Annotated in this window: 19 protein-coding genes, 1 tRNA gene and 1 pseudogene; 12 read left to right on the forward strand and 9 right to left on the reverse strand. The window is 65.9% G+C overall.

Going from position 1 to position 21,771, the window contains the following annotated elements; all coding sequences use genetic code 11:
- Nucleotides 1-72: 72 nt before the first annotated feature.
- From ACN0V4_RS00510 to ACN0V4_RS00520, 3 genes and pseudogenes are all read left to right on the forward strand, one after another.
- The gene (locus ACN0V4_RS00510; RefSeq protein WP_417672551.1) at nucleotides 73-714 is read left to right on the forward strand and encodes a glutathione S-transferase family protein; all 642 of its coding nucleotides are present in this window, start codon (nucleotides 73-75) and stop codon (nucleotides 712-714) included.
- Between the two features lie 32 nt (nucleotides 715-746).
- Nucleotides 747-1,724 carry an agmatinase gene (locus ACN0V4_RS00515; RefSeq protein ID WP_417672552.1) on the forward strand — a complete coding sequence of 326 codons (978 nt, stop codon included), beginning with the start codon at nucleotides 747-749 and terminating at the stop codon, nucleotides 1,722-1,724.
- 166 nt (nucleotides 1,725-1,890) lie between these two features.
- Nucleotides 1,891-3,166, forward strand: a pseudogene (locus ACN0V4_RS00520) (IS5 family transposase).
- Between the two features lie 332 nt (nucleotides 3,167-3,498).
- Here ACN0V4_RS00520 and ACN0V4_RS00525 read toward each other — a convergent pair.
- Nucleotides 3,499-3,575 (reverse strand) — tRNA-Pro (locus ACN0V4_RS00525).
- A gap of 129 nt (nucleotides 3,576-3,704) precedes the next feature.
- Between ACN0V4_RS00525 and ACN0V4_RS00530 the strand changes: the two genes are divergently transcribed.
- A complete protein-coding gene (locus ACN0V4_RS00530; RefSeq protein ID WP_417672553.1) occupies nucleotides 3,705-5,300 on the forward strand; it encodes a Na/Pi cotransporter family protein in 1,596 nt (531 codons plus the stop codon).
- Between the two features lie 3 nt (nucleotides 5,301-5,303).
- Here ACN0V4_RS00530 and leuB read toward each other — a convergent pair whose 3' ends face one another.
- Both leuB and ACN0V4_RS00540 read right to left on the reverse strand, forming a co-directional pair.
- Entirely contained in the window at nucleotides 5,304-6,410 is a 1,107-nt protein-coding gene (gene leuB, locus ACN0V4_RS00535) for a 3-isopropylmalate dehydrogenase (protein ID WP_417672554.1), read from the reverse strand.
- 105 nt (nucleotides 6,411-6,515) lie between these two features.
- Nucleotides 6,516-7,415: a LysR family transcriptional regulator gene (locus ACN0V4_RS00540; protein WP_417672555.1), complete on the reverse strand. Its 900-nt coding sequence runs from the start codon at nucleotides 7,413-7,415 to the stop codon at nucleotides 6,516-6,518.
- A gap of 97 nt (nucleotides 7,416-7,512) precedes the next feature.
- Here ACN0V4_RS00540 and ACN0V4_RS00545 point away from each other — a divergent pair, with 97 nt between their 5' ends.
- A complete protein-coding gene (locus tag ACN0V4_RS00545) occupies nucleotides 7,513-8,385 on the forward strand; it encodes an epimerase (RefSeq protein ID WP_417672556.1) in 873 nt (290 codons plus the stop codon).
- Here ACN0V4_RS00545 and ACN0V4_RS00550 read toward each other — a convergent pair.
- The 5 genes from ACN0V4_RS00550 to leuC all read right to left on the reverse strand — a co-directional run bounded on the left by ACN0V4_RS00550 (nucleotide 8,365) and on the right by leuC (nucleotide 13,295).
- Complete coding sequence (locus tag ACN0V4_RS00550; RefSeq protein WP_417672557.1) at nucleotides 8,365-9,375, reverse strand: endonuclease/exonuclease/phosphatase family protein; 1,011 nt, start codon at nucleotides 9,373-9,375, stop codon at nucleotides 8,365-8,367. The genes ACN0V4_RS00545 and ACN0V4_RS00550 overlap by 21 nt on opposite strands.
- On the reverse strand, nucleotides 9,372-10,196 hold the full coding sequence (locus tag ACN0V4_RS00555) for a hypothetical protein (RefSeq protein ID WP_417672558.1): 825 nt from the start codon (nucleotides 10,194-10,196) through the stop codon (nucleotides 9,372-9,374). The genes ACN0V4_RS00550 and ACN0V4_RS00555 overlap by 4 nt, the downstream gene beginning before the upstream one ends.
- A gap of 337 nt (nucleotides 10,197-10,533) precedes the next feature.
- Nucleotides 10,534-11,139 (reverse strand): 3-isopropylmalate dehydratase small subunit, encoded by a 606-nt coding sequence (gene leuD, locus ACN0V4_RS00560; protein ID WP_417672559.1) that lies wholly within the window; start codon nucleotides 11,137-11,139, stop codon nucleotides 10,534-10,536.
- 109 nt (nucleotides 11,140-11,248) lie between these two features.
- A complete protein-coding gene (locus ACN0V4_RS00565; RefSeq protein ID WP_417672560.1) occupies nucleotides 11,249-11,773 on the reverse strand; it encodes an HdeD family acid-resistance protein in 525 nt (174 codons plus the stop codon).
- 118 nt (nucleotides 11,774-11,891) lie between these two features.
- Entirely contained in the window at nucleotides 11,892-13,295 is a 1,404-nt protein-coding gene (gene leuC / locus ACN0V4_RS00570; protein WP_417672561.1) for a 3-isopropylmalate dehydratase large subunit, read from the reverse strand.
- Between the two features lie 279 nt (nucleotides 13,296-13,574).
- On the opposite strand from leuC, the gene ACN0V4_RS00575 reads away from it, so the two are divergent.
- From ACN0V4_RS00575 to rlmH, 3 genes are all read left to right on the forward strand, one after another.
- The gene (locus ACN0V4_RS00575) at nucleotides 13,575-14,915 is read left to right on the forward strand and encodes a mechanosensitive ion channel family protein (RefSeq protein WP_417672562.1); all 1,341 of its coding nucleotides are present in this window, start codon (nucleotides 13,575-13,577) and stop codon (nucleotides 14,913-14,915) included.
- A gap of 165 nt (nucleotides 14,916-15,080) precedes the next feature.
- Nucleotides 15,081-15,437 carry a ribosome silencing factor gene (gene rsfS / locus ACN0V4_RS00580; protein ID WP_417672563.1) on the forward strand — a complete coding sequence of 119 codons (357 nt, stop codon included), beginning with the start codon at nucleotides 15,081-15,083 and terminating at the stop codon, nucleotides 15,435-15,437.
- Nucleotides 15,438-15,482: 45 nt separating this feature from the next.
- Nucleotides 15,483-15,953 carry a 23S rRNA (pseudouridine(1915)-N(3))-methyltransferase RlmH gene (rlmH, locus tag ACN0V4_RS00585; RefSeq protein WP_417672564.1) on the forward strand — a complete coding sequence of 157 codons (471 nt, stop codon included), beginning with the start codon at nucleotides 15,483-15,485 and terminating at the stop codon, nucleotides 15,951-15,953.
- Nucleotides 15,954-16,021: 68 nt separating this feature from the next.
- Here rlmH and ACN0V4_RS00590 read toward each other — a convergent pair whose 3' ends face one another.
- Nucleotides 16,022-16,738, reverse strand: coding sequence for a DUF599 domain-containing protein (locus ACN0V4_RS00590; protein WP_417672565.1), 717 nt, complete (start codon nucleotides 16,736-16,738; stop codon nucleotides 16,022-16,024).
- Between the two features lie 85 nt (nucleotides 16,739-16,823).
- Here ACN0V4_RS00590 and ACN0V4_RS00595 point away from each other — a divergent pair, with 85 nt between their 5' ends.
- The 4 genes from ACN0V4_RS00595 to ACN0V4_RS00610 all read left to right on the forward strand — a co-directional run bounded on the left by ACN0V4_RS00595 (nucleotide 16,824) and on the right by ACN0V4_RS00610 (nucleotide 21,695).
- The gene (locus tag ACN0V4_RS00595; RefSeq protein WP_417672566.1) at nucleotides 16,824-18,272 is read left to right on the forward strand and encodes an FAD-linked oxidase C-terminal domain-containing protein; all 1,449 of its coding nucleotides are present in this window, start codon (nucleotides 16,824-16,826) and stop codon (nucleotides 18,270-18,272) included.
- 81 nt (nucleotides 18,273-18,353) lie between these two features.
- Complete coding sequence (locus ACN0V4_RS00600) at nucleotides 18,354-19,460, forward strand: FAD-binding protein (RefSeq protein WP_417672567.1); 1,107 nt, start codon at nucleotides 18,354-18,356, stop codon at nucleotides 19,458-19,460.
- Nucleotides 19,460-20,755 (forward strand): glycolate oxidase subunit GlcF, encoded by a 1,296-nt coding sequence (gene glcF / locus ACN0V4_RS00605; protein ID WP_417672568.1) that lies wholly within the window; start codon nucleotides 19,460-19,462, stop codon nucleotides 20,753-20,755. Before ACN0V4_RS00600 ends, glcF begins: the two co-directional genes overlap by 1 nt.
- Nucleotides 20,756-20,873: 118 nt before the next feature.
- The gene (locus tag ACN0V4_RS00610; protein WP_417672569.1) at nucleotides 20,874-21,695 is read left to right on the forward strand and encodes a trypsin-like serine peptidase; all 822 of its coding nucleotides are present in this window, start codon (nucleotides 20,874-20,876) and stop codon (nucleotides 21,693-21,695) included.
- Nucleotides 21,696-21,771 lie beyond the last annotated feature (76 nt).

A 21,771-nucleotide genomic window follows, 5' to 3' on the forward strand; every position in this document is an offset into this window, starting at 1 on the left:
GACGATTGAGGACAGGTCGTGGCCCGACATAGGCTTGAACCACCCTCAGGTTCAACCGGCAAAGGCAGGCTCATGTATACGCTCTACTATTACCCCGCGAATGCGAACGCGGCTCCGCATATGTTGCTTCGCGAAATCGGGGTGCCGTTTCAGCTCTCGCTCGTCGATCGCAGTGTTGCGGCGCAAAAATCCGATGCCTTCCTGGCGCTCAATCCGAACGGTCGGATTCCGGCGCTTCGCGATGAGGAACTGGTGATTTTCGAAGCGGCAGCCATTGCACTTCACCTGGCAGACCGCCACCCCGACGCAAAGCTCGCACCCGCATTCGGCACGCCGGAGCGCGCCGGATTTTATCAATGGCTGATCTTCCTGACCAATTCGCTGCAGGAAGAGCTCATGACCTGGCAATATCCCGAACGTCTGACCGCGACAGACGGGCGCGCGGCGGAGGTCGTCAAGGCCGGGTCGGAAGTCCGGCTCAACGGCTACCTGGATGTGATCGAGGCGCATCTTGCAACCAATGGTCCCTACTTCCTTGGCGACACCCTTGGCGCAGCGGATTTCTACTTCACCATGCTCTGCCGCTGGGCGCGCCCGATGGCGACCCCGCCGCGAAAACGTCCCGCAATCGCCCGCCTGCTCGACCTCATGATCGCGCGTCCCGCAGTGCAAGGCGCCTATGCCGCCGAAGGGATCGAAGGCGATATCGCCTGACACACAGTCACCAGGAAGCGAAGGCTCCGATTATGACACATAACCGCAATCTGCCCGATCGCATGAACCTGCCGTTTGTCGGGCTGGTCAGCTTTGCAGGACAACCCGCTCAAGAAGACTGGAGCAAACTGGAGGGTGTCGATGTCGCGATCCTCGGTATCCCCATCGACACGGCCTTAAGCTATCGGGTCGGCACCCGTTTCGGCCCGCGCGCGATCCGCGAAGCCTCCATGTTCCATAGCTTCGGACCGGAAGGTGTCTTCGACTTCGAAGACGAAACAACCTATCTTGGCGCCTCAGAGGTGCGGATCGCCGACGTAGGAGACAGCGATGTCATCTACGCGGACACGCAGCGTAGCCTCTCCAATGCGACGCAGGCTGTCAGAACGTTGCGCAGCGCAGGCACACTGCCCTATATCCTCGGTGGAGATCACTCAATCACCATGGCGACTGTGGCCGCATACGCCGCAGAGCCACCGATTCACATTATCCATATCGATGCGCATTTCGACTTCATCGACGAACGCAACGGCGTTTCCTGGGGGCATGGCAGCCCGATGCGCCGATCATCCGAAATGGCCCATGTGTCGGGGATCACGACGCTTGCGCCCCACAACATGGCCTCGGTCAGCCGCGCGGATTACGAGGCGGCGAAAGCCTATGGGACGAATGTCGTGCCCCTTCGGCGTTTGCGCGCGCAGGGGGCTGCGGCCTCCCTGGCGCATCTGCCCGATGGCCAGAGGGTCTATGTCTCGATCGACATCGACGCTTTTGACCCCTCTATCGTCCCGGGAACCGCGACGATCAGCCATGGCGGCTTGAGCTATTACGAAGGCAAGGACATTCTGCGCGAGATCGCATCCCGGTTCGAAGTTGTTGGTGCAGATTTCGTCGAGGTCTCCCCGCCTTACGATCCTTCCGGCATCACATCTCTGCTTGCTGCCCGACTGACACTTGATTTCATCGGAGCGATATACAGACAGCGACGCGTGCGGAACCAAGCAAAATAACGGCAACCTGCGCCGAATCTATGAGATCAAGCGCTGGTTTCTATCCCTGAAACCCTCAGGCTATTCATGGCCAAATGAAAATACTAACAGGCTGCTGAAATAGTCGGGCCTCGACGCCGATTGCAGAACATGATTCACCCGCTGCGGATCAACGGCGGAGGCAGGTATGCGCGGTGCAGACGAGGCGAGCGGATCGCTGTTCAGCTATGTCGATCTCGAAGAGCGGGTCCCCGCCCGGCATCCGCTGCGCACGATCCGTCGGGTCGTCAATGACGCCTTGGCGAGCCTCGATGGCGCGTTCGAGGTGCTTTACGCCGACTGTGGCCGCCCCTCCATCGCGCCGGAACGGCTGATCCGTGCGAGCCTGCTGCAAATCCTGTTCTCGGTCCGCGTCGCGCCGGCGGCGTGCCTTCGGCACGACGCGGCAACTGATGGAGCAGCTGGACTGCAACCTGCTGTTCCGCTGGTTTGTGGGGCTTGGCATCAACGACCAGGTCTGGGGTGAAGGGCGTCCGGAAATCTGTCCAGTGGACAGATTTCAGCCCTGAACGCGCGAAGCGCTGGGCCGAAGGCCGACCGTGTTCAGCAAGAACCGCGACCGGCTGCTGACCACGGACATGTCGCGCAAGGTGATGGCCGCCAGTCTCGCGCATCGCGAGGTCGCGCCGCTGCTGTCAGACGACCACGTCTCGGTCGACGGCACATTGGTGAAGGCTTGGGCTTCCATGAAGAGCATCCGGCCGAAAGAGGACGGCGATCCCGGCGATCCCGGCGATCCCGGCGATCCCGGCGATCCTCCGGCACAGGATGCCGCGCCGCAAGACCCATCTCCGCAGCCCGATCCGGAAACCCGCCCGATGTCCCGCCCTGCCAGCCGCAGCCGAAATGCCGAAGTGGATTTCAGGGGCCAGAAGCGCACGAACGCGACGCATGCCTCCACGACAGATGCCGATGCGCGGCTTTACCGGAAATCCCCCGGCACCGGCGCGATGCTATGCTTCATCGGGCACGTGGTCATGGAGAACCGCAGCGGGCTGGCCGTCCAGGGCGACTTGACCCGCGCGGACGGTCGTGCCGAGCGCAAGGCGGCGCTCGACATGATGCACCGGCAGTCGCCGGGATCGACCAGGCAGCTGACCCTGGGTGCCGACAAGGCATAGGACGCTGCCGGGGTCGTGGCGGATTGCAGGCGAGCCTGCATCACCCCGCATGTCGCGCAGAAGGCGCGGTTCTCGGCGATCGACGGACGGACAACGCGGCACAAGGGGTATGCCCTGTCTCGGAAGCACCGGAAGCGGATCGAGGAGCTCTTCGGCTGGTCCAAGACCATCGGCGGCGCGGCGCAGACCCTCTATCTCGGCGTGGAGCGGGTGCGGTCCCGCTTCATCCTCACGCTGGCCGCGGCAAACCTGGCCCGGCTGCCGCGGCTGCTGGCGATTTGAGGCCAGGAACCACCGCACCCCATGCCGCAAGGCCAAGAATGGCCGGAAAATCAAGCCGCCCGCCAAGCGCCGCGGAAACCCTTCCGCTTGCACGACTATTTCAGCAGCCTGCTAGGAGCATGGAGCGAGGTCGACCGTCCACAATGGGCCGAGCGTTGCGTTGCCTGTCATCGGGCAGTGGGCCGTGAGACACGGTATCGCCGCGCCAGAGCTGCATCTGGAACGTTCTAAACTGAACATCCTGCCGACACCGCATCTGCCCTTCAGAATGCGCAAAAGCCCTGCCTTCTGGAACGAAAGGCAAGACTTTTTGAAACTTGATACTTGTTTTTTGGTCGGGCTGAGAGGATTCGAACCTCCGACCCCCTGCTCCCGAAGCAGGTGCGCTACCAGGCTGCGCTACAGCCCGACCGTGTCGCGTGGGGTATACGTGCGCCGCGGGATTTGCAAGGGCAATTGTGAGAGAAAACCCACCTCATCCCGCGGCTTGTCAGAAACCACTGCCCGGGGCAGTCTGGCGCCTCTGGGAGAGTGGGGCATGACGACGAATTATTTCTATCTTCTGGGCGGCATCGGCATGTTCCTGATGGGCATGGACGCGATGACCCGGGCGCTGAAGGACATGGCGGGGTCGAATCTGCGGGCGATTCTCGCGCGGTTCACCACCACGCCGCTGCGCGGGGTGATCACCGGGGCGGCGGCGACGGCGCTGGTGCAATCCTCCAGCGCCACCACGGTGATGACGGTGGGATTCGTCGGTGCCGGGCTGATCAGCCTGCCGCAGGCGATGGGCATTCTCTTCGGAGCCAATATCGGCACCACCACCAACGGTTGGCTGGTGTCGCTGCTGGGGATGAAGCTGCAGCTCGGCTCGATCGCGCTGATGGCGCTGTTGCCGGCGGCGCTGCTGGCGCTGCTGGGCCGGGGCAGGCTGGCGCGGGCGGGGCAGGTGCTGGCCGGGCTCTGCCTGCTGCTCTCGGGGCTCGAACTGATGCAGGGGGCGATGGGATCGGTCACCGATCTGCTGCGGCCCGAGATGCTGCCGCAACGTGGCGCCCTGGGCATGCTGGCGCTGTTGCTGGTCGGGCTGGTGATGACGGTGATCGTGCAAAGCTCGGGCGCGATGGTGGCGCTTGCCCTGGTGCTGCTGCAGGGCGGCGCCATCGGGCTGGAGCAGGCGGCGGCGCTGGTGTTGGGGATGAATATCGGCACCACCTTCACCGCGCTTCTGGCCTCGGTCGGCGGCTCGCGGGTGATGCGGCAGGCGGCGGTGGCCAATCTGGGCTTCAACGTGATCACCTCGGCCCTGGCCTTTCCGTTGCTGCTGATCTTTGCGCCGGTGCTGTCCGACCTCGCCGGGGTGATCGGGCCGCTCAGCACGTTGCTGACCTTTCACACCGGTTTCAACCTTCTGGGCACGGCGCTGTTCCTGCCGGTGACGGCGCAGTTCACCGCGCTGATCGAACGGCTGGTCCCCGAGCGCGAGGACGACCGGCTGAGACTCGGTCTCGACAAGGGTCTGTTGTCGGATGCGCGGGCGGCCATGACGGCGGCGCGGGGTGGGGCGCAGGTGATCGCCGACCGGCTGTTTTCGGCCTTGGCGGCGGCGATGCGCGATGCGCCCGACTATCGGCCGCTTGCCGCGCTGGCGGCGGCGCTGCCGGCGGCGCTCGACCGGCTGGAGGAGTATCTCGCCGCGATCCGCACCCCCGAGGGCATGGCGCGCGAGGCAGAGGTCTATTCCGCCCTGCTGCACGAGGCTGATCACCTGCGTCGCCTGTTGGAGCGCAGCGGGCAGACCGCCTATATCCAGACGTTGTTCGAGGATCGCAGCCTGCATCGGCCGGCGGTGCTGATGGGGGCGCTTCTGGGCTGCGCCGCCGCCGCCCCGCCGGGCGAGATGGAGGCCGACCGGCTGGCCTGGCTGGAAGAGATCATCGCCCATCGGGTCGGGCGGCCCCGTCGCGGCCTGCTGCTGGGAGAGCACGCCGGGCTTTATTCGCTGTCGGAGGTCTTTGCGCATACCGATGCGATGCGCTGGCTGCAGCGCAGCGTGCATCACGCCGCGCGCATCGGTCATTACGACCGGATCGCCCGGCAGGGCCTGCTTCAGGAGACCCTGCCGGAGGACTAGGCCTTAGAGGCTGGCGTCGAGCGCCGCGACGATGGCATCGCCCATTTCGCTGGTCGAGACCGGCTTGACGCCCTCTTCACCCAGCAGGTCGGCGGTACGCAGACCATCGGCCAGCACCTTTTCGACCGCCTGTTCCAGCCGGTCGGCTTCGGCGCCCTGATCGAAGCTGTAGCGCAGCGCCATGGCGAAGCTGAGGATACAGGCGATCGGGTTGGCCTTGCCCTGGCCGGCGATGTCGGGGGCGGAGCCATGCACCGGCTCGTAGAGCGCTTTCGGCCGGCCATTGGCCATCGGCGCACCGAGCGAGGCCGAGGGCAGCATGCCAAGCGAACCGGTCAGCATCGCGGCGCAGTCGGACAGGATATCGCCGAACAGGTTGTCGGTGACGATCACGTCGAACTGCTTGGGCGCGCGGACCAGCTGCATGGCGCAGTTGTCGGCATACATGTGGTTCAGCTCGACATCCGGATAATCCTCGTCGCGAACCTTCTGCACCACCTCGCGCCAGAGGATGCCGGATTCCATCACGTTGGCCTTCTCGACCGAGGTGACCTTGTTGTTGCGCTTGCGGGCCAGTTCAAAGGCCGAACGCGCGACGCGGTCGATCTCGCTCTCGGTATAGCGCTGGGTGTTGATGCCGACGCGTTCGTTGCCTTCCTCGAAGATGCCGCGCGGCTCGCCGAAATAGACGCCGGCGGTCAGTTCGCGCACGATCATCAGGTCGAGCCCGGCCACCACGTCCTTCTTCAGCGAGGAGAAGTCGGCCAGCGCGTCAAAGCACTGGGCGGGGCGCAGGTTGGCGTAGAGGTCCATTTCCTTGCGCAGGCGCAGCAGGCCGCGTTCGGGCTTCACGCTGAAATCGAGGTTGTCGTATTTCGGGCCGCCCACGGCGCCCAGCAGGACGGCGTCGACGTCCTGCGCCTTCGCCATGGTCTCGTCCGTCAGCGGCGTACCATGCTTGTCGTAGGCGCAGCCGCCCACCAGATCCATGCTGACATCGAACTTCAGGCCGCCCTTGGCGCCGTACCAGTCGATGATCTTGATGACTTCCGCCATTACCTCGGGGCCGATGCCGTCACCGGGCAGGATGAGAAGCGAAGGATTGGACATGCGCAGACTCCTTTACAGATGTTGCGCAAGGGCCTAGCGCGCCGGCAAGACTTGGTCAATAACGCCGGCCTTCGCGACAGGCCCGCAATTGGGGATTGCCGGTGGTTACTGCGCCAGACGGGTGCTGAGCCCGGCGAAGAGCAGTTCCCACACCCGGGCGATGCGCGGGGTGCGACGCATCACGTCGGGGGCGGCCAGCCAGAACGGCAGCCTGGGCATCGGCAGACCCAGTTCGATTTCCTCGACCAGCGGATCGGCGCGGCCGACGGGGCATTGGGAAAAGCCCAGGCCGCAACCGGCGCGCACCAGTTCCCAATAGATTGCCTGGTTGTCGCAACGCAGCGCAAAGCTGTCGCGGGTGGCGGCGCTTCCCCGGGCGCGCATGGCGTCGAGGATCTGAGGATTCTGGTCGAAGCCGACCAGGGCGTGATGCGCCAGATCGCCGGCATCGCGCGGCCGCCCGGCGCGCGCCAGATAGGTCTTTGCCGCGAACAGCCCCATCGGCACCTCGGCCACCTGGCGGGCGATCAGATCGGGATGGGTGGGCCGATACATGCGCAGGGCGATATCGGCGGCGCGGAACAGCAGGTTTTCACTGTCGTCGCTGGGGAGCAGGTCGATCTGGATCTCGGGCTCCTCGGCGCGGATCTCGGCCAGGATCGGGGGCAGCAGGTAATGGGCGACAAAGACGCTGGCGGTGATCCGCACCGTACCTGCCAGCTGCCGCGCCTCGCCCGCCGCGGTCAGGGCGATGGCGGCGATCTCCTCGCGCATCCGGCGGGCATGGGGCAACAGCCGTGCGCCGGTGGCGCTGGGGGCCAGGCCGCGGGCGTGGCGGTCGAACAGCGTGGCGCCAAGCTGCGCCTCAAGCGCGCGGATGTCGCGGCCAAGACTGGGCTGGCTGCGTCCCAGCGCCCGCGCCGCGGCCGAGAGCGAGCCAGCCTCGGCCACCGCCAGAAAACTCTGGATCAGTGACCAGTCGGGAGGGGTGTCAGAGATATCCATTCAATTTTGAATACAGGATTGTCGAATCCATGCAATGTTCATGGTATAAAGCGGCGGCTATCTGGGGGGAGACGAGAGCCCAATACAGGAGGCCGATATGGCACAGGTGGCATTGATCCTCGGGGCGCATGGCCGGTTCGGCCGCCATGCCGCGCTGACCTTCGCTCATGCGGGCTGGGAGGTACGGCGCTTCGATCGCAAGGTCGATACGCTGGCCGAGGCCGCGATCGGCGTGGATGTGATCGTCAACGGATGGAACCCGGCCTATCCCGACTGGCCGCGTCTGCTGCCCGAGTTGACCAATCAGGTCATCGCGGCGGCGCGGCAAAGCGGCGCGACGGTGGTGCTGGCCGGCAATGTCTATGTCTTCGGCCCGACCACGCCCTCGCCCTGGTCGGAAACCTCGCCCCGGGCGGCGACCAACGAACTCGGCCGGCTGAGGATCGCGATGGAGGCGGCCTATCGCGAGGCCGGGGTGCGGACCATCCTGCTGCGCGGCGGTGATTTCCTGGATGTCGAAGCTTCGGGCAACTGGTTCGACCGGATGATGATCCCGGCGCTGCATCGTGGCATCTTCACCTATCCCGGCGATCCCGAGATCCCGCATGCCTGGGCCTATCTGCCTGACTTCGCCCGCGCGGCCGAGGCCTTGGCGGCCAAGCGGGCCGAATTGCCGGAGTTCTGCGAGGTTCCCTTTCCCGGCTTTACGCTGAGCGGGGCAGAGATGTGCCGCGCCTTGGGCCATGTGACCGGGCGCCGGCTGACGCTGCGGCCGATGTCCTGGCTGCCCTTGCGGCTGGCCTCGCCGTTCTGGCCGATGGCGCGGCGGTTGCTTGAGATGCGCTATCTCTGGACCACGCCGCACGCGCTGGACGGCAGCCGCCTTGCCCGCCTGTTGCCGGAGTTTCAGTTCACCCCGCTGGAGGCGGCGCTGGCCAGCGCCATCCCCTCAGGGTTGGTCCGGCGCTAGGTCGACCCAGATCAGCCGGTGACGGCTGGCCTTGGGGGCGGGGGCGGACAGCCCGGCGGCCTCGACCCGCCAATCGATGGAGGGCAGGAGGTAATCCACCCTGAGGGGGCCCGACCCGTCGAATTCGGCGGTCGGCCGGCCTGGCAGCGGATCGTGCAGCCGGGGATCGGCCAGCAGGCTGCGGATCGCCCGATGCCGGCCAGCGCCCCGCTCAGGATCCAGATTGGCGCCGCCGGCGATCACGACATGCCCCGTGGGCGCCGGCCCCAGCGCGCCGTCGAGGTAAAGCTGCCAGAGGCGGATTTCATCGGCGTTGCGCCGCCCGTTGCGATCCTCCGGCCCGTCGAAGACCGGCGGGCCGGCCTGAAAGGTCAGCAGCGTCAGCCGTGGGCCATCGGGCAGGGCGATGGGGACCGCCCAATGGCCGGTCGAGGACAGCCGCTGGGCCGCCTGCGCCGCCTCGGAGGGGAAGGGGGCGCCGTGGGGATGGGTCGGCAGCTCTGCCCCTGGCAGATCGCGCCAGAGCAGCGGGGTGAAATCCCGCACCTCCTGCCTCAGGATCGGAAACCGCGACAGCACCGCAATGCCGCCCTGGCCGGTGAAGCGGCCCCAGCCCTGGGCGTCGCCCGGTCCGCCCGGACGCCCATCCCCGTCGAGGTCGAGCCCGCTGTCCTGTCCGCTGTTGGGTCGCAGCGCCAGTCGATAGGGATATTCAACGCCCGCCTTTGCCAGACGATCGGCGAGGGCGGTCAGCGCCCGCGCTTCCAGATCCCAGTCGATCCCCTGCAGGGCGAGGATGTCCGGCCGCGCGTTTGCGATCACCTCGATCACCGCCGCGACCTGAAGGTCTTTGTCATGCTGCAGATCGCGCAGCAGCAGGCCCGGCCCCTTGCGGGACAATTCGGCGTTGAAGCTCGCCACCCGGATCGGGTCGGCAAACAGCGGTGCGGCGAGGGACAGGCAGAGCAGAAGGGCGGCAAGCCCTCTCATGCCGCCTGGGCGGCGTCGGCATCCGCATAGGCGCGCCGCCGTTTCTGTGCGATCAACCCGGCGATCCGCATCAGGGCGATGCCGCGCATGATCATGCTGGCAGGCAGAAAGGCCCAGGCGCTGATCAGCCAGATCATCGTCTGCGGTTCAGTAAAGGGCAGCGGCTGGATCAGTGCCGAGGACAGCTTGATCAGCGCCGGGATCGCGAAGGGCAGCAGGATGCCAAGCACGGTGTTGATCTGCCCGTCACGCTGCAGCCGGTGCACCACGTCGCCCCCCGCTGTCGGGTCGAACAGCGGCAGATTGGTCCAGACGTTGAAGGCGCCATGCGCCACCGGCCAGCCAAAGCCACGCACCGCCAGCAGAAAGGCCGCGACAGTCAGCAGCGCGATGACATAGCTGAGCCCCGCGGCGGTCCGCAGCGTCTCTACCGTCGCCGCTGAGGCGTCCGGGGGCAGCATCAGCACCGCCAGCCGCACCGGCGAATAGGGGAAATCGGTCCAGTGCCCCAGAAGCCCGCCGAGCCCGCTGACCAGCGCGGTCAGATGTGTCGGCTCGATCCGCTGCTTGGCGATCAGCGTCAGCGCCAGCACCGTGACCAGCAGCGCCACATAGCGCAGCCGGTTCAGCGGCGGGGCGCTGCGGAATTCGACGATGCTGGGATAGGAGGAATTATATTCGGCGAAGGTCAGAAGCGCGGCCACCAGCGCCAGCAGCGTCGCGATCTCGGGCGCGCTCACGGGCAGCAGCAGTGACGGAAACGCCACCACCAAAGCCACGAGCAACCCACGCAGGGCCGCGCCTGTGAAGCGTGCTAACACCGTTCGATCCCTTCAAACCGGACAGGCCCGATTCTTTGCCGGGCCCTTGTTCCAACTTGATGCCGCCCGAGTGGGGCGGATTGCCTCATTTATGCCATATTTGTGTCGAGATTTCGCCATGGGCTCAAGCGCGCATCGGGCAAAAGGCTGAATTCGCAGCGAAAAGGCGCGGGAACTGGTGCCTTCTTGCATCAACTTGCCGGCCGGATCGCATTATCCCACGGTCAATTCCACCATGTCTGGTGGGTCAATGCCGGTTTCTCTACCTTAGGGAGAGATGCAAAACGGGCGGCTGTGCGCCAGCCGCCCGCTTGCCGGTCATCCGGTCAGAGACTGCTCAGACCCAGGGGCGCTCGATCGCGGCCTTGGATTCGAAGGAGGCGATTTCCGAGGCTTTCGCCATGGTCAGGCCGATATCGTCCAGCCCTTCCAGCAGGCAATGCTTCTTGAACGCGTCGACTTGGAAGGGGATCACCTCACCGTCCGAGGTGGTGATCTCCTGCTTTTCCAGATCGACGGTCATCCGGGCGTTTTCGCCCTTTTCGGCGTCTTTCATCAGCAGGTCGACCTGCTCCTGCGGCAGGGCGATCGGCAGGATGCCGTTCTTGAAGCAGTTGTTGAAGAAGATGTCGGCAAAGCTGGGGGCGATGACGCAGCGGATGCCGAAATCCTTGATCGCCCAGGGCGCGTGTTCGCGCGAGGAGCCGCAGCCGAAATTATCGCCGGAGACCAGGATTTCCGCGTTGCGATAGGCCGGCTTGTTCAGCACGAAATCGGGCTTTTCGCTGCCGTCGTCGTTATAGCGCATCTCGTCGAACAGGTTCACGCCCAGGCCGGAGCGTTTGATGGTCTTCAGAAACTGCTTGGGAATGATCATGTCGGTGTCGACGTTGATCAGCGGCAGGGGCGCGGCAACGCCGGTGAGTTTTTCGAACTTGTCCATGAAGCTCTCCATATGCGGGGCCCCCGAAGGGGCGTGGCCCGCGGGCGGGCCAGGGATGAAAGGGACGGGGCGCGCGCGCTGGGGCGCCCCGATGGTCCGTCTGGCGCGGTCAGAGACGGCGGCCGGCACTGCGGATGAACAGCGCCAGCGCGACCAGACCGGCGCCGTTGAACAGAAGCTCGATGCCCAGAAGGATGCCCAGAAGCTGGACCGAGACGAGAGAGAAGTTCACCGCGATATAGGCGGCGAGCAGGATGGTGAGCGCGCCGGACAGCAGCATCGGCCAGAAATAGGCGGTCTGCCGCATCATCCAGGCGAAACTGAGCCGCAGGATGCCGCCGGCGGCCAGCAGGATCAGCACCAGCATCGCCAGCGAAATCGCCCCTTCCAGCGGGTTCGACAGGAAGGAGAAGCCCAGGAAGGCCATCAGAAGCCCTATCAGCACCGCGACGATGCGGTTGCCGATCGAGCTGCCAGAAAGGCCCGCGATGGTCTGGATGACGCCGATGATCAGGAACAGCGCCCCGGTGATCGTCGTCACCGCCAGCGAGGCCGCCAGCGTGTTCGCCAGTGCGAAGACACCAAAGGCCAGAGACAGCAGGCCCAGCAGCAGCCATTTCACCCAATCGCTCATATCGAAAACTCCTGTTCAGGTTGTGTTGGAGGCTGACATTATTCCCCAACCCTGTAAAGCGCGGTTAACCCGCGCCGCGGGGTCGGACGGCCCTGCCCGGGGCAGGGCCTTCCGGGGGTCACATCAGCTCGCGAACATCCGTCAGGTGGCCGGTCACCGCAGCGGCGGCGGCCATCGCCGGGCTCAGCAGGTGGGTGCGCCCGCCGCGGCCCTGACGGCCTTCGAAGTTGCGGTTCGAGGTGGCCGCGCAGCGTTCGCCGGGCGACAGCTGGTCGGGGTTCATCGCCAGGCACATCGAGCAGCCGGCGAGCCGCCATTCGAAGCCGGCTTCGAGGAAGATATCAGCCAGGCCTTCTTCCTCGGCCTGGGCCCGAACCAGGCCCGAGCCCGGAACGATCATGGCGCGGATGCCGTCCTTGACCTTCTTGCCCTTCACGATCTCGGCCACGGCGCGCAGATCCTCGATCCGGCCGTTGGTGCAGGAGCCGATGAAGACCGTGTCGATCTTGATGTCGGTCAGCTTCTGGCCGGGTTCCAGCCCCATGTATTCCAGCGAGCGGCGGGCCGCATCGACCTTGCCGCCGGTGAAGTCCTCGGGCGCCGGCACGGTCGCGGTGATCGGCAGCACATCCTCGGGCGAGGTGCCCCAGGTGACGACCGGGACGATTTCCGATGCGTCGATGGTGATCACCTTGTCCCAATGCGCGTCGTCATCGGAATAGAGCGTCTTCCACCAGTTCAGCGCGGCTTCCCATTGCGCGCCCTTCGGCGCATGCGGACGGCCCTTGATATATTCGAAGGTGGTTTCGTCCGGCGCGATCAGACCGGCGCGGGCGCCGCCCTCGATCGCCATGTTGCAGACGGTCATCCGGCCTTCCATCGACAGATTGCGGATCGCCTCGCCGCAATATTCGATGACATAACCGGTGCCGCCGGCGGTGCCGGTCTTGCCGATCACCGTCAGGGTGATGTCCTTGGCGGTGACGCCCGGGTGCAGTGTCCCGGTGATCTCCACCTTCATGTTCTTGGACTTCTGCTGGATCAGCGTCTGCGTCGCCAGCACGTGTTCGACCTCGGAGGTGCCGATGCCGTGGGCCAGCGCGCCAAAGGCGCCATGGGTGGCGGTGTGGCTGTCACCGCAGACCACGGTCATGCCCGGCAGGGTCCAGCCCTGTTCCGGGCCGACGATATGGACGATGCCCTGACGGATATCGTTCACCGGATAATAGTTGATGCCGAAGTCCTTGGCGTTCTTGTCGAGCGCCTCGACCTGGATGCGGCTTTCCTCGTTCTCGATCCCCTTTTCGCGGTCGAGCGTGGTGGGCACGTTGTGGTCCGGAACCGCGATGGTCTTGTCCGGCGCATGCACCTTGCGGTGTGCCATGCGCAGCCCCTCGAAGGCCTGCGGGCTGGTCACCTCGTGCACCAGATGGCGGTCGATATAGAGCAGGCTGGTGCCGTCCTCGTCCTCATGCACGAGGTGGGCATCCCAGATCTTGTCATAGAGTGTTTTGGGGGACATCTGTCCTCTCCCGTTCTTGCTGTCTTGCTACTGGATTGGCGTGCGCGGGCTGGCGGCCGCTTATAGGCGGGCCAGAACGGTGCGGGCAGCCCCAAAGAACCGTTCGCGCAGACGCGCGCGGTCCTGAAGATCGAAATAGGGGGCGGTTTCCGGTGTCATGCCCGATGAGATACTCCCGCGCGGGTCCGCAATCAAGGAGGGAAACCGTTCGGGGCCGGGCAACGGGAGGCTTGCCAAGCGCGCGCCGCCCGGTCCACCCTGCCGGGGAGGAGGGCCGCGATGGACAAGGAAATCCTGCCGCCTGAGGTGGGCTCGATGATCTCGGGCCTGTGGGTCAGACTCGAGGGGCTGGTCCATATGGTCGTGACGCCAGGCTGGCGGCAGAACCAGATCCTGATCATCCTGGGGCTGATGGCGCTGTCCTGGCTGCTGCGACTGCTGACCGCCTCCTGGGTGCAGGACTGGACCCGGGCGCGCGATGGTTGGCCGAAATGGCGGCTGCGGATGATGGTGCAGCTAAGGCGGCGGTTGGCGCTGATCTATTTCACCTTCGGCATCTGGATCACCTATGGGGCGATGCGGCAGCTCACCTGGCCGTCGCGCAGCTATCTGATCGGCATCGTCGCGACGCTGGTGACCGCCTGGTTGGTGATCGCGATGCTGTCGCGGCTGGTGCAGAACCGGACGCTGCGGCGGATCCTGACCTGGACGCTCTGGATTTACGCCACGCTCTACGCGCTGGAGCTTGTGGATGATGTGGAGCGGTTCCTGAGCTCTCTGGCGGTGCAGGTGGGCACGCTGCGGCTGAGTGTGCTGACCGCGATCAAGGCGCTGTTGCTGGTCTCGGCGCTGCTGGTGGCGGCGCGGCTCGGCACCCAGGCGGCCAGCCGCAGCCTGACCGGCAACGACGATATCTCGCCCTCGATGCGGGTGCTGATGATCAAGGCGGTGCAGGTGGTGCTCTATGGGCTGGCGGCGCTGATCGGCATCCGTGCGCTGGGCTTCGATCTGAGCGGGCTGGCGCTTTTGTCCGGCGCTGTCGGGGTCGGTATCGGCTTCGGCCTGCAGAAGGTGGTGTCGAACCTGGTGTCTGGGATCATCATCCTGCTCGACCAGTCGATCAAGCCGGGGGATGTGATCTCGCTGGGCGATACCTTCGGCTGGATCGATTCGCTGGGGGCGCGCTATGTCAGCGTGGTGACCCGTGACGGCAGGGAATATCTGATCCCCAACGAGGATCTGATCACCGGCCAGGTGGTGAACTGGTCGCATACCAACAAGTTCGTCCGGCTCGACCTGAAGTTCGGAACCTCCTATGGCGATGACCCGCACAAGGTGCGGCACGTGGCGGTCGAGGCGGCCAAGAGCGTCGCCCGGGTGCTGACCCATCCGACGCCGCCGGTGTGCCATATCGTGGGGTTCGGCGACTGCAGTGTGGATTATGTGCTGCGGTTCTGGATCACCGACCCCTCTGACGGGCTGACCAATATCCGCGGCAATGTCTTTCTGGCGCTTTGGGATGCTTTCAAGGTAGAGGGGATTTCGATCCCCTTCCCGCAGCGGGAAGTGCGGTTGCTGAACGATCCCGAGCCCCCCAGGGCCGGGCCGGAAGTGCCGTGAAATCGTCGATTGCCGCAGCCGGGCGTGGTTTCATTGAAATCGGGCCTCTGGCTTGCTACCTTAGACCTACCCCGCGCCGGGGGGCTGCCGGCGCATCAAAAGGAGGACACTGTCCTGTCACCCAATGCTGAAGCGGCTGTTTCCGCTGATGACCGGGCCGGAGTTATGACGGCCCGTCCCCTGCTGACCAGCCAGAACTTGCTGGCAGATATCCTTTCCTCGCTCGACGATGACAAGGCAGAAGAGGTTGTGCAGGTCGATCTGCGCGGCCGGTCGTCGATCGGCGATTACATGGTGATCGCCTCCGGGCGGTCGACCCGTCAGGTTGCGGCCATGGCCGAGCATCTGGTGGAGCGGCTGAAGCAAAACTTCGGCATCATCGCCAAGACCGAGGGCAAGGAGATCGGCGACTGGGTGCTGATCGACACCGGCGACATCATCGTGCATCTGTTCCGCCCGGAAGTGCGAGAATTCTACCAGCTCGAGAAGATGTGGATGCCGCAGGCCTCCGCCAAGGGCTGACACGGGGTTGGCCCGCACAACAGCGGGCCACGGATTGGACTTAGCATGCGCATCCGGATTTGCGCCGTCGGTCGTTTGCGCGCCGGGCCAGAGAAATCGCTGATTGATGACTATCTGATGCGCTTCGACCGGACCGGGCGGGCGCTGGGCCTTGGCCCGGCCGAAGTGGTGGAGGTCGAGGATCGCAAGAATGCCGGCATGGCGGCCGAGGCGCAGCTGTTGCGCAAGGTGCTGCCGACGGGCACGGTGATCTGTACGTTGGACGAACGCGGCAAGCTGATCGATTCGCCGGGCTTTGCCGAAAGGCTTGCCGGCTGGCGCGATCAGGGGCGTGGCGATCTGGCCCTGATCATCGGCGGCGCCGACGGTATTGATCCGGCGCTGCGGGCCGAGGCGGATTTCAGCCTGTCCTTCGGCAAGATGGTCTGGCCGCATATGCTGGTGCGAGTGATGCTGGCCGAACAGCTCTATCGCGCCGCCACCATCCTGTCGGGCTCGCCCTATCACCGGGCCTGATCGCAAGCTCCGAGACGCGGGCTTCGCCCGCGTGCCTCCGGCGGGAGTATTTTCGCAGAGAAGAAAGCTCAGGGACGGTTCGCGAGATCCGGCGGCATGCGCAGCAGCACCCCGCGCGAGGCGGAGCCGAATTCGCGCCGGTAGATCATGATCAGCGTCAGCAGCGTCGCGAAGATCAGCGCCTCGGGGCCCATCAGCCAGGTGGCGGCGGCGAGGGCGAAATAGGTGGTGCGAAGGCCGCGGTTGAAGCTGCGCGCGGCGCTGATGCAGAGTTCGGCGGCCTGATCGGCGCGCGGATAGGCCATCGGATCCTGCGCGTCATTGGGCACCGCGCCCATCACCACCGAGCAATAGCCGAACAGCCGGTTGGCCCAGACGAATTTCAGGAAGGCGGCGGTCAGGAACAGAAGTGCCAGTAGCAGCTTGATTTCCCAGACCACATGCGGTGCGGCGGAGATCGTCAGGTCGGTCGCCAGCCCTTCGACCGGCTCGGGATTGCGGATCAGCGCCATGCCGCCGCCCAAGGCGATCATCGTGGCCGAGGCGAAGAAGGCGGTGCTTTGCCGCAGGTTGCCGATCAGGTTGGAATCGAAGATTCGCGGTTGCCGCGTTACCAGTTGCTGCATCCATTCGCGCCGGAAATCCGCCATCAGCTCGGCCACCGAGGGCCGCGTCGGCGACGGGTTTTCGATTCGCCAGCCGATGCCGATCCAGGCAAGCAGCAACAGGCCGAGGGCGGCATAATCCAGCGCGGAGAACAGGGCGAGCGGGGCGATCCAGGTCATGATGCAGACCCTATGGGCAAAGCCGGTGCCTTGTCATCAGCAAGAATTGGTCATATGGATTTACCAAATTGGGAGGAGCCGATCCATGGAGATGCCACAGCCCGATCCCGCGATCCTGGGCCGCAAGGCGCGGCTGGTCGCGCGCCTGTCGCAGGTGCTGCCGGAGGCGGCGCTGATCCAGGATCCGTCCCAGACCCGGGCCTATGAATGCGACGCGCTGACCGCCTATAGATGCGCGCCGCTGCTGGTGGTGCTGCCCACCTCGACCGAGGAGGTCGCGGCGGTGTTGCGCATCTGTCACGAGGAAGCTGTGCCGGTGGTGCCGCGCGGCTCGGGCACCTCGCTGGCCGGCGGCGCGCTGCCGACGGCGGATTCGGTGGTTCTGGGGGTGGCGCGGATGACGGCCGTGCTGGAGACGGATTATGACAACCGCTTCATCCGGGTGCAGACCGGTCGCACCAACCTGAGCGTGACCGGCGCGGTGGAGGAGGAGGGGTTCTTCTATGCCCCCGATCCCTCCAGCCAGCTCGCCTGTGCCATCGCCGGCAATGTCGCGATGAATTCTGGCGGGGCGCATTGCCTGAAGTACGGGGTGACGACGAACAACCTGATGGGCGTCACCATGGTGTTGATGGATGGCTCCGTGGTGGAGATCGGCGGGGCGCATCTGGATGCCGGAGGGCTTGATCTGCTTGGGGTGATCTGCGGATCGGAGGGCCAGCTTGGTGTGGTGACCGAGGCGACCCTGCGCATCCTGCACAAGCCCGAGGGCGCGCGGCCGGTTCTGATGGGCTTCGACAGTTCCGAGGTCGCCGGCGCCTGCGTGTCGGATATCATCAAGGCAGGTGTGTTGCCGGTGGCGATCGAGTTCATGGACCGCCCCTGCATCCGCGCCTGCGAGGCCTTTGCCCATGCCGGATACCCCGATTGCGAGGCGCTGCTGATCGTCGAGGTGGAGGGGTCGGAGGCGGAGATCGCCCATCAGCTCGGCCTGATCGAAGCGATCGCCCGGCGGCATGATCCGGTCGAGTTCCGCGAGGCGCGCGATGCGGAGGAGGCCGGTCGGATCTGGCTTGGCCGCAAGTCGGCCTTTGGTGCCATGGGGCAGATCAACGACTACATGTGTCTCGACGGCACCATCCCGGTATCGGCGCTGCCGATGGTGCTGCGCCGGATCGGCGAGCTGTCCGAGGTCTACGGGCTGGAGGTGGCGAATGTGTTCCATGCCGGCGATGGCAACATGCATCCGTTGATCCTGTTCGATGCCAACACGCCGGGACAACTGGAGCAATGCGAGGCCTTCGGCGCGGCGATCCTGAAGCTGTGCGTCGAGGCGGGCGGCTGTCTGACCGGCGAGCATGGCGTGGGGGTCGAGAAGCGCGATCTGATGCTGCATCAGTATAGTCGCGGCGATCTCGAGGCGCAGCTCGATGTGAAGGACGTGTTCGATCCGCTCTGGCTGCTGAACCCCGCCAAGGTGTTTCCGTTGCAGGTGACGGCGAGCCGGCGGCTCGGGCGGCTGGCGGCGGAATGAGGGGGCGCTGCCCCCGCCGCGCGAGGCGCGACTCCCCCGGGATATTTCCAGCTAGAAAAAGGCAGACAGGGTGGGATGAGGATGAGACCGGAGACTGAGGGGGAGCTGGCGGAGGCGATCCGGGGCGCGACGGGGCCCTTGGCGGTGCGTGGCGGCGGCACCCGGGGGATCGCGGTTGCCGGCGAGGCGTTGAGCCTTGCCGGCCTGTCCGGCATCACGCTTTACGAGCCCGGCGCGCTGACCCTGGTGGCGGGGGCCGGCACGCCGCTGGCCGAGGTCGAGGCGGCGCTGGCGGCGGAAGGTCAGCGGCTGGCTTTCGAGCCGATGGATCATCGCGGGCTGATGGGGACGGCGGGGGAGCCGACTCTGGGAGCGCTTTTTGCCGCCAATATCTCGGGGCCGCGGCGGATTCAGGTCGGGGCGGCGCGGGATTTCCTGCTGGGGGTGCGGTTCGTCGATGGCGCCGGCAGGGTGGTCAAGAACGGCGGTCGGGTGATGAAGAATGTCACCGGTTACGATCTGGTCAAGCTGATGGCCGGCGCCCATGGCACCCTGGGGGTGTTGAGCGAGGTGGCGCTGAAGGTGTTGCCCCGGCCCGAGACCGAGGCGAGCCTGCGGGTTGCCGTGCCGGATGCCGGCGCGGCGGTGCGGCTGATGTCCCAGGCGCTGGGCTCGCCCTTTGACGTGACCGGCGCGGCCTATGATCCCGCAGCGGGGGCTGTGCTGGTGCGGGTCGAGGGCTTCGCGGACGCGGTCGCCTATCGACTGGGGCGGTTGGAGGCGCAATTGGCGGCGGTGGGCGAGAGCGCGCGGCTGGAGGCCGAGGCCTCGGTCGCGGTGTGGCGTGCGATCCGCGATGTCGAGGCGTTTCATGGCGCGGCCGGGGATGTCTGGCGGCTCTCCTGCAAGCCGTCCGAGGCGCCGGAGGTGGCGGCGCGGATCGGGGCTGAGGCGCTGCTCTATGACTGGGGCGGTGGGTTGATCTGGGCGCTTGTCGCGCCGGGCATGGATCTGCGGGCGCGGGCGGGGCGCTATGACGGCCATGCGACGCTGGTGCGGGCGGATGCGGCGACGTTTGAACGGCTGGGGCGGTTTCAACCGCAACCGGCGCCGTTGGTGGCCTTGGCCGCCGGGCTCAGGGCGAAGTTCGATCCGAAGGGGATCCTCAATCCGGGGCTGATGGGCTGATGCAGACGACATTCACCGAAGAGCAGTTGCAGGATCCGGGCACCGCGCGGGCGAATGAGATATTGCGCGCCTGCGTGCATTGCGGCTTCTGCACCGCGACCTGTCCGACCTATCAGGTGCTGGGGGACGAGCTGGACAGCCCGCGTGGCCGCATCTATCTGATCAAGGACATGCTGGAGAACGAGCGGGTGCCCGATGCCAAGACGGTGCAGCATGTGGACCGCTGCCTGTCGTGCCTGTCCTGCATGACCACCTGCCCCTCGGGGGTGCATTACATGCATCTGGTCGATCATGCCCGCGCCTATATCGAACGGAATTACCAACGCCCCCTGGCCGATCGGGCGCTGCGCTGGATGCTGGCGCGGATCCTGCCCTATCCGGCGCGGTTCAGGCTGGCCTTGCGGGCGGCGAAGCTGGGGCGGCCGGTCCGGGCGCTGCTGCCGGATGCGCGGTTGCGGGCGATGCTGGACATGGCGCCGGAGACGATTCCGCCGGTCAGCCCCAATGATGCGCCGCAGGTTTTCGCCCCCGAGGGCGCGCGGCGGATGCGGGTGGCGTTGATGACCGGCTGCGCGCAGCGGGCGCTGAATACCGACATCAACGACGCCACCATTCGCCTGTTGCGTCGGCTGGGCTGCGAGGTGGTGGTCGCCAAAGGGGCGGGCTGTTGCGGCGCGTTGACCCATCACATGGGGCGGGAGGGCGAAAGCCATGCGGCGGCGGCCAGGAATATCCGTGCCTGGAGCGCCGAGATCGCGGGCGAGGGGCTGGACGCCATCGTCATCAATACCTCGGGCTGCGGCACCACGGTGAAGGATTACGGCCATATGTTCCGCGACGACCCGCTGGCCGAGGCGGCGGCGCAGATCTCGGCCCGGGCGATGGATATCACCGAGCTGTTGGCGCAGCTCGATCTGCCCGAAGGGGCGCCGCGCGATTTGACGGTGGCCTATCACGCCGCCTGTTCGCTGCAGCATGGGCAGAGGATTCGGACAGAGCCCAAGACCCTGTTGAAACGGGCCGGGTTTCGGGTGGTGGAGCCGGCAGACAGCCATCTGTGCTGTGGCTCTGCCGGCACCTATAATCTGATGCAGCCGGAGATCTCGGCCGAGCTGAAGGCGCGCAAGGTTCGCACGCTGGAGGCGAAGTCACCGGATGTGATCGCGGCGGGGAATATCGGTTGCATGATGCAGATCGGCTCTGGCACCGGGGTGCCGGTCGTGCATACAGTGGAACTGCTGGACTGGGCGACGGGTGGGCCGGTGCCGCCGGCACTGAAACGGGTCCCGGGATAGAATGAGGACGGGCTGCCTCATCTGCGCCAGATCTGCGCGGGGAATTGCCCGACGGGTGCCCTATTTTCGCCCCACCGCCCCCCTAGCCCTTGGGGGGAAGGTGACGACGGAGGGTAACGTGCGAGCTTGGGTGATCGGAGTGGTCTTGGCGCTGATGCCGCTGGCGGGCATCGCCGGTGATGCGCGGCCGCAGCGGCTTGACAGTCTTGAGGCGGGTCGTGCCTGGCAGGCGGTCGGGCGGCTCGACATCGACGGCAAGGGCTTTTGCACCGGGACGCTGATCGACACCGATCTGGTGCTGACCGCGGCGCATTGCCTGTTCGACCGCAAGACCAAGCAGCGCATTCGCCCCGAAACCATCGAATTCCGCGCCGGCTGGCTCAATGGCCGCGCCTCGGCCTATCGCGGGGTGCGGCGCGCGGTGGTGCATCCAGATTATGTCTATGACGGCTCGGTCACCTCGAAACGGGTGCGCAACGATCTGGCGCTGCTGCAGCTTGAACAACCCATTCGCAACACCACGGTGATGCCGTTCCAGACTGCGGACCATCCCGGGGCCGAGGCCGAGGTCGGCGTCGTCTCCTATGCTCGCGACCGGGCCGAGGCGCCGACCCTGCAGGAGGTCTGCGGCATCATTGCCCGGCAGGACGGCATCCTGGTGATGTCCTGCGATGTCGACTTCGGTTCTTCCGGGGCGCCGATCTTCTCCTTTGCGGGGGGCGTGCCGCGCATCGTGTCGGTGGTCTCGGCCAAGGCAGAGGTGCGGGGCACCCGGGTGGCGCTGGGCACCGAATTGGGCGAGCCGCTGGAGCTTTTGAAAGCGATCATCGAGGCCGGGCGCGGCCTGGCCAGATCGGCGCCGCCGCCGGGTGTCAGCCATGTGGTGGTGGGCGACGCCCGCCGCGAAACCAGTGCGAAGTTCACCCGCCCCGGGGGGTGAATTTCCCGGAAAGTCCCGGCCTCTCAGAGTCTTGAAACCCTCGGGCTGGGTTCCCACATCCGTTGCAGAGCCGGAT

It is taken from the genome of Pseudodonghicola sp., assembly GCF_048268305.1.
Classification (GTDB): domain Bacteria; phylum Pseudomonadota; class Alphaproteobacteria; order Rhodobacterales; family Rhodobacteraceae; genus Pseudodonghicola.

Bases quoted from the DNA above. Each gene is read 5' to 3' on its own strand.
- ACN0V4_RS00510 (WP_417672551.1), top strand. From the start codon at position 73: ATGTATACGCTCTACTATTACCCCGCGAATGCGAACGCGGCTCCGCAT.
- ACN0V4_RS00515 (WP_417672552.1), top strand. From the start codon at position 747: ATGACACATAACCGCAATCTGCCCGATCGCATGAACCTGCCGTTTGTC.
- ACN0V4_RS00530 (WP_417672553.1), top strand. From the start codon at position 3,705: ATGACGACGAATTATTTCTATCTTCTGGGCGGCATCGGCATGTTCCTG.
- leuB (WP_417672554.1), bottom strand. From the start codon at position 6,410: ATGTCCAATCCTTCGCTTCTCATCCTGCCCGGTGACGGCATCGGCCCC.
- ACN0V4_RS00540 (WP_417672555.1), bottom strand. From the start codon at position 7,415: ATGGATATCTCTGACACCCCTCCCGACTGGTCACTGATCCAGAGTTTT.
- ACN0V4_RS00545 (WP_417672556.1), top strand. From the start codon at position 7,513: ATGGCACAGGTGGCATTGATCCTCGGGGCGCATGGCCGGTTCGGCCGC.
- ACN0V4_RS00550 (WP_417672557.1), bottom strand. From the start codon at position 9,375: ATGAGAGGGCTTGCCGCCCTTCTGCTCTGCCTGTCCCTCGCCGCACCG.
- leuD (WP_417672559.1), bottom strand. From the start codon at position 11,139: ATGGACAAGTTCGAAAAACTCACCGGCGTTGCCGCGCCCCTGCCGCTG.
- ACN0V4_RS00565 (WP_417672560.1), bottom strand. From the start codon at position 11,773: ATGAGCGATTGGGTGAAATGGCTGCTGCTGGGCCTGCTGTCTCTGGCC.
- leuC (WP_417672561.1), bottom strand. From the start codon at position 13,295: ATGTCCCCCAAAACACTCTATGACAAGATCTGGGATGCCCACCTCGTG.
- ACN0V4_RS00575 (WP_417672562.1), top strand. From the start codon at position 13,575: ATGGACAAGGAAATCCTGCCGCCTGAGGTGGGCTCGATGATCTCGGGC.
- rsfS (WP_417672563.1), top strand. From the start codon at position 15,081: ATGACGGCCCGTCCCCTGCTGACCAGCCAGAACTTGCTGGCAGATATC.
- rlmH (WP_417672564.1), top strand. From the start codon at position 15,483: ATGCGCATCCGGATTTGCGCCGTCGGTCGTTTGCGCGCCGGGCCAGAG.
- ACN0V4_RS00590 (WP_417672565.1), bottom strand. From the start codon at position 16,738: ATGACCTGGATCGCCCCGCTCGCCCTGTTCTCCGCGCTGGATTATGCC.
- ACN0V4_RS00595 (WP_417672566.1), top strand. From the start codon at position 16,824: ATGGAGATGCCACAGCCCGATCCCGCGATCCTGGGCCGCAAGGCGCGG.
- ACN0V4_RS00600 (WP_417672567.1), top strand. From the start codon at position 18,354: ATGAGACCGGAGACTGAGGGGGAGCTGGCGGAGGCGATCCGGGGCGCG.
- glcF (WP_417672568.1), top strand. From the start codon at position 19,460: ATGCAGACGACATTCACCGAAGAGCAGTTGCAGGATCCGGGCACCGCG.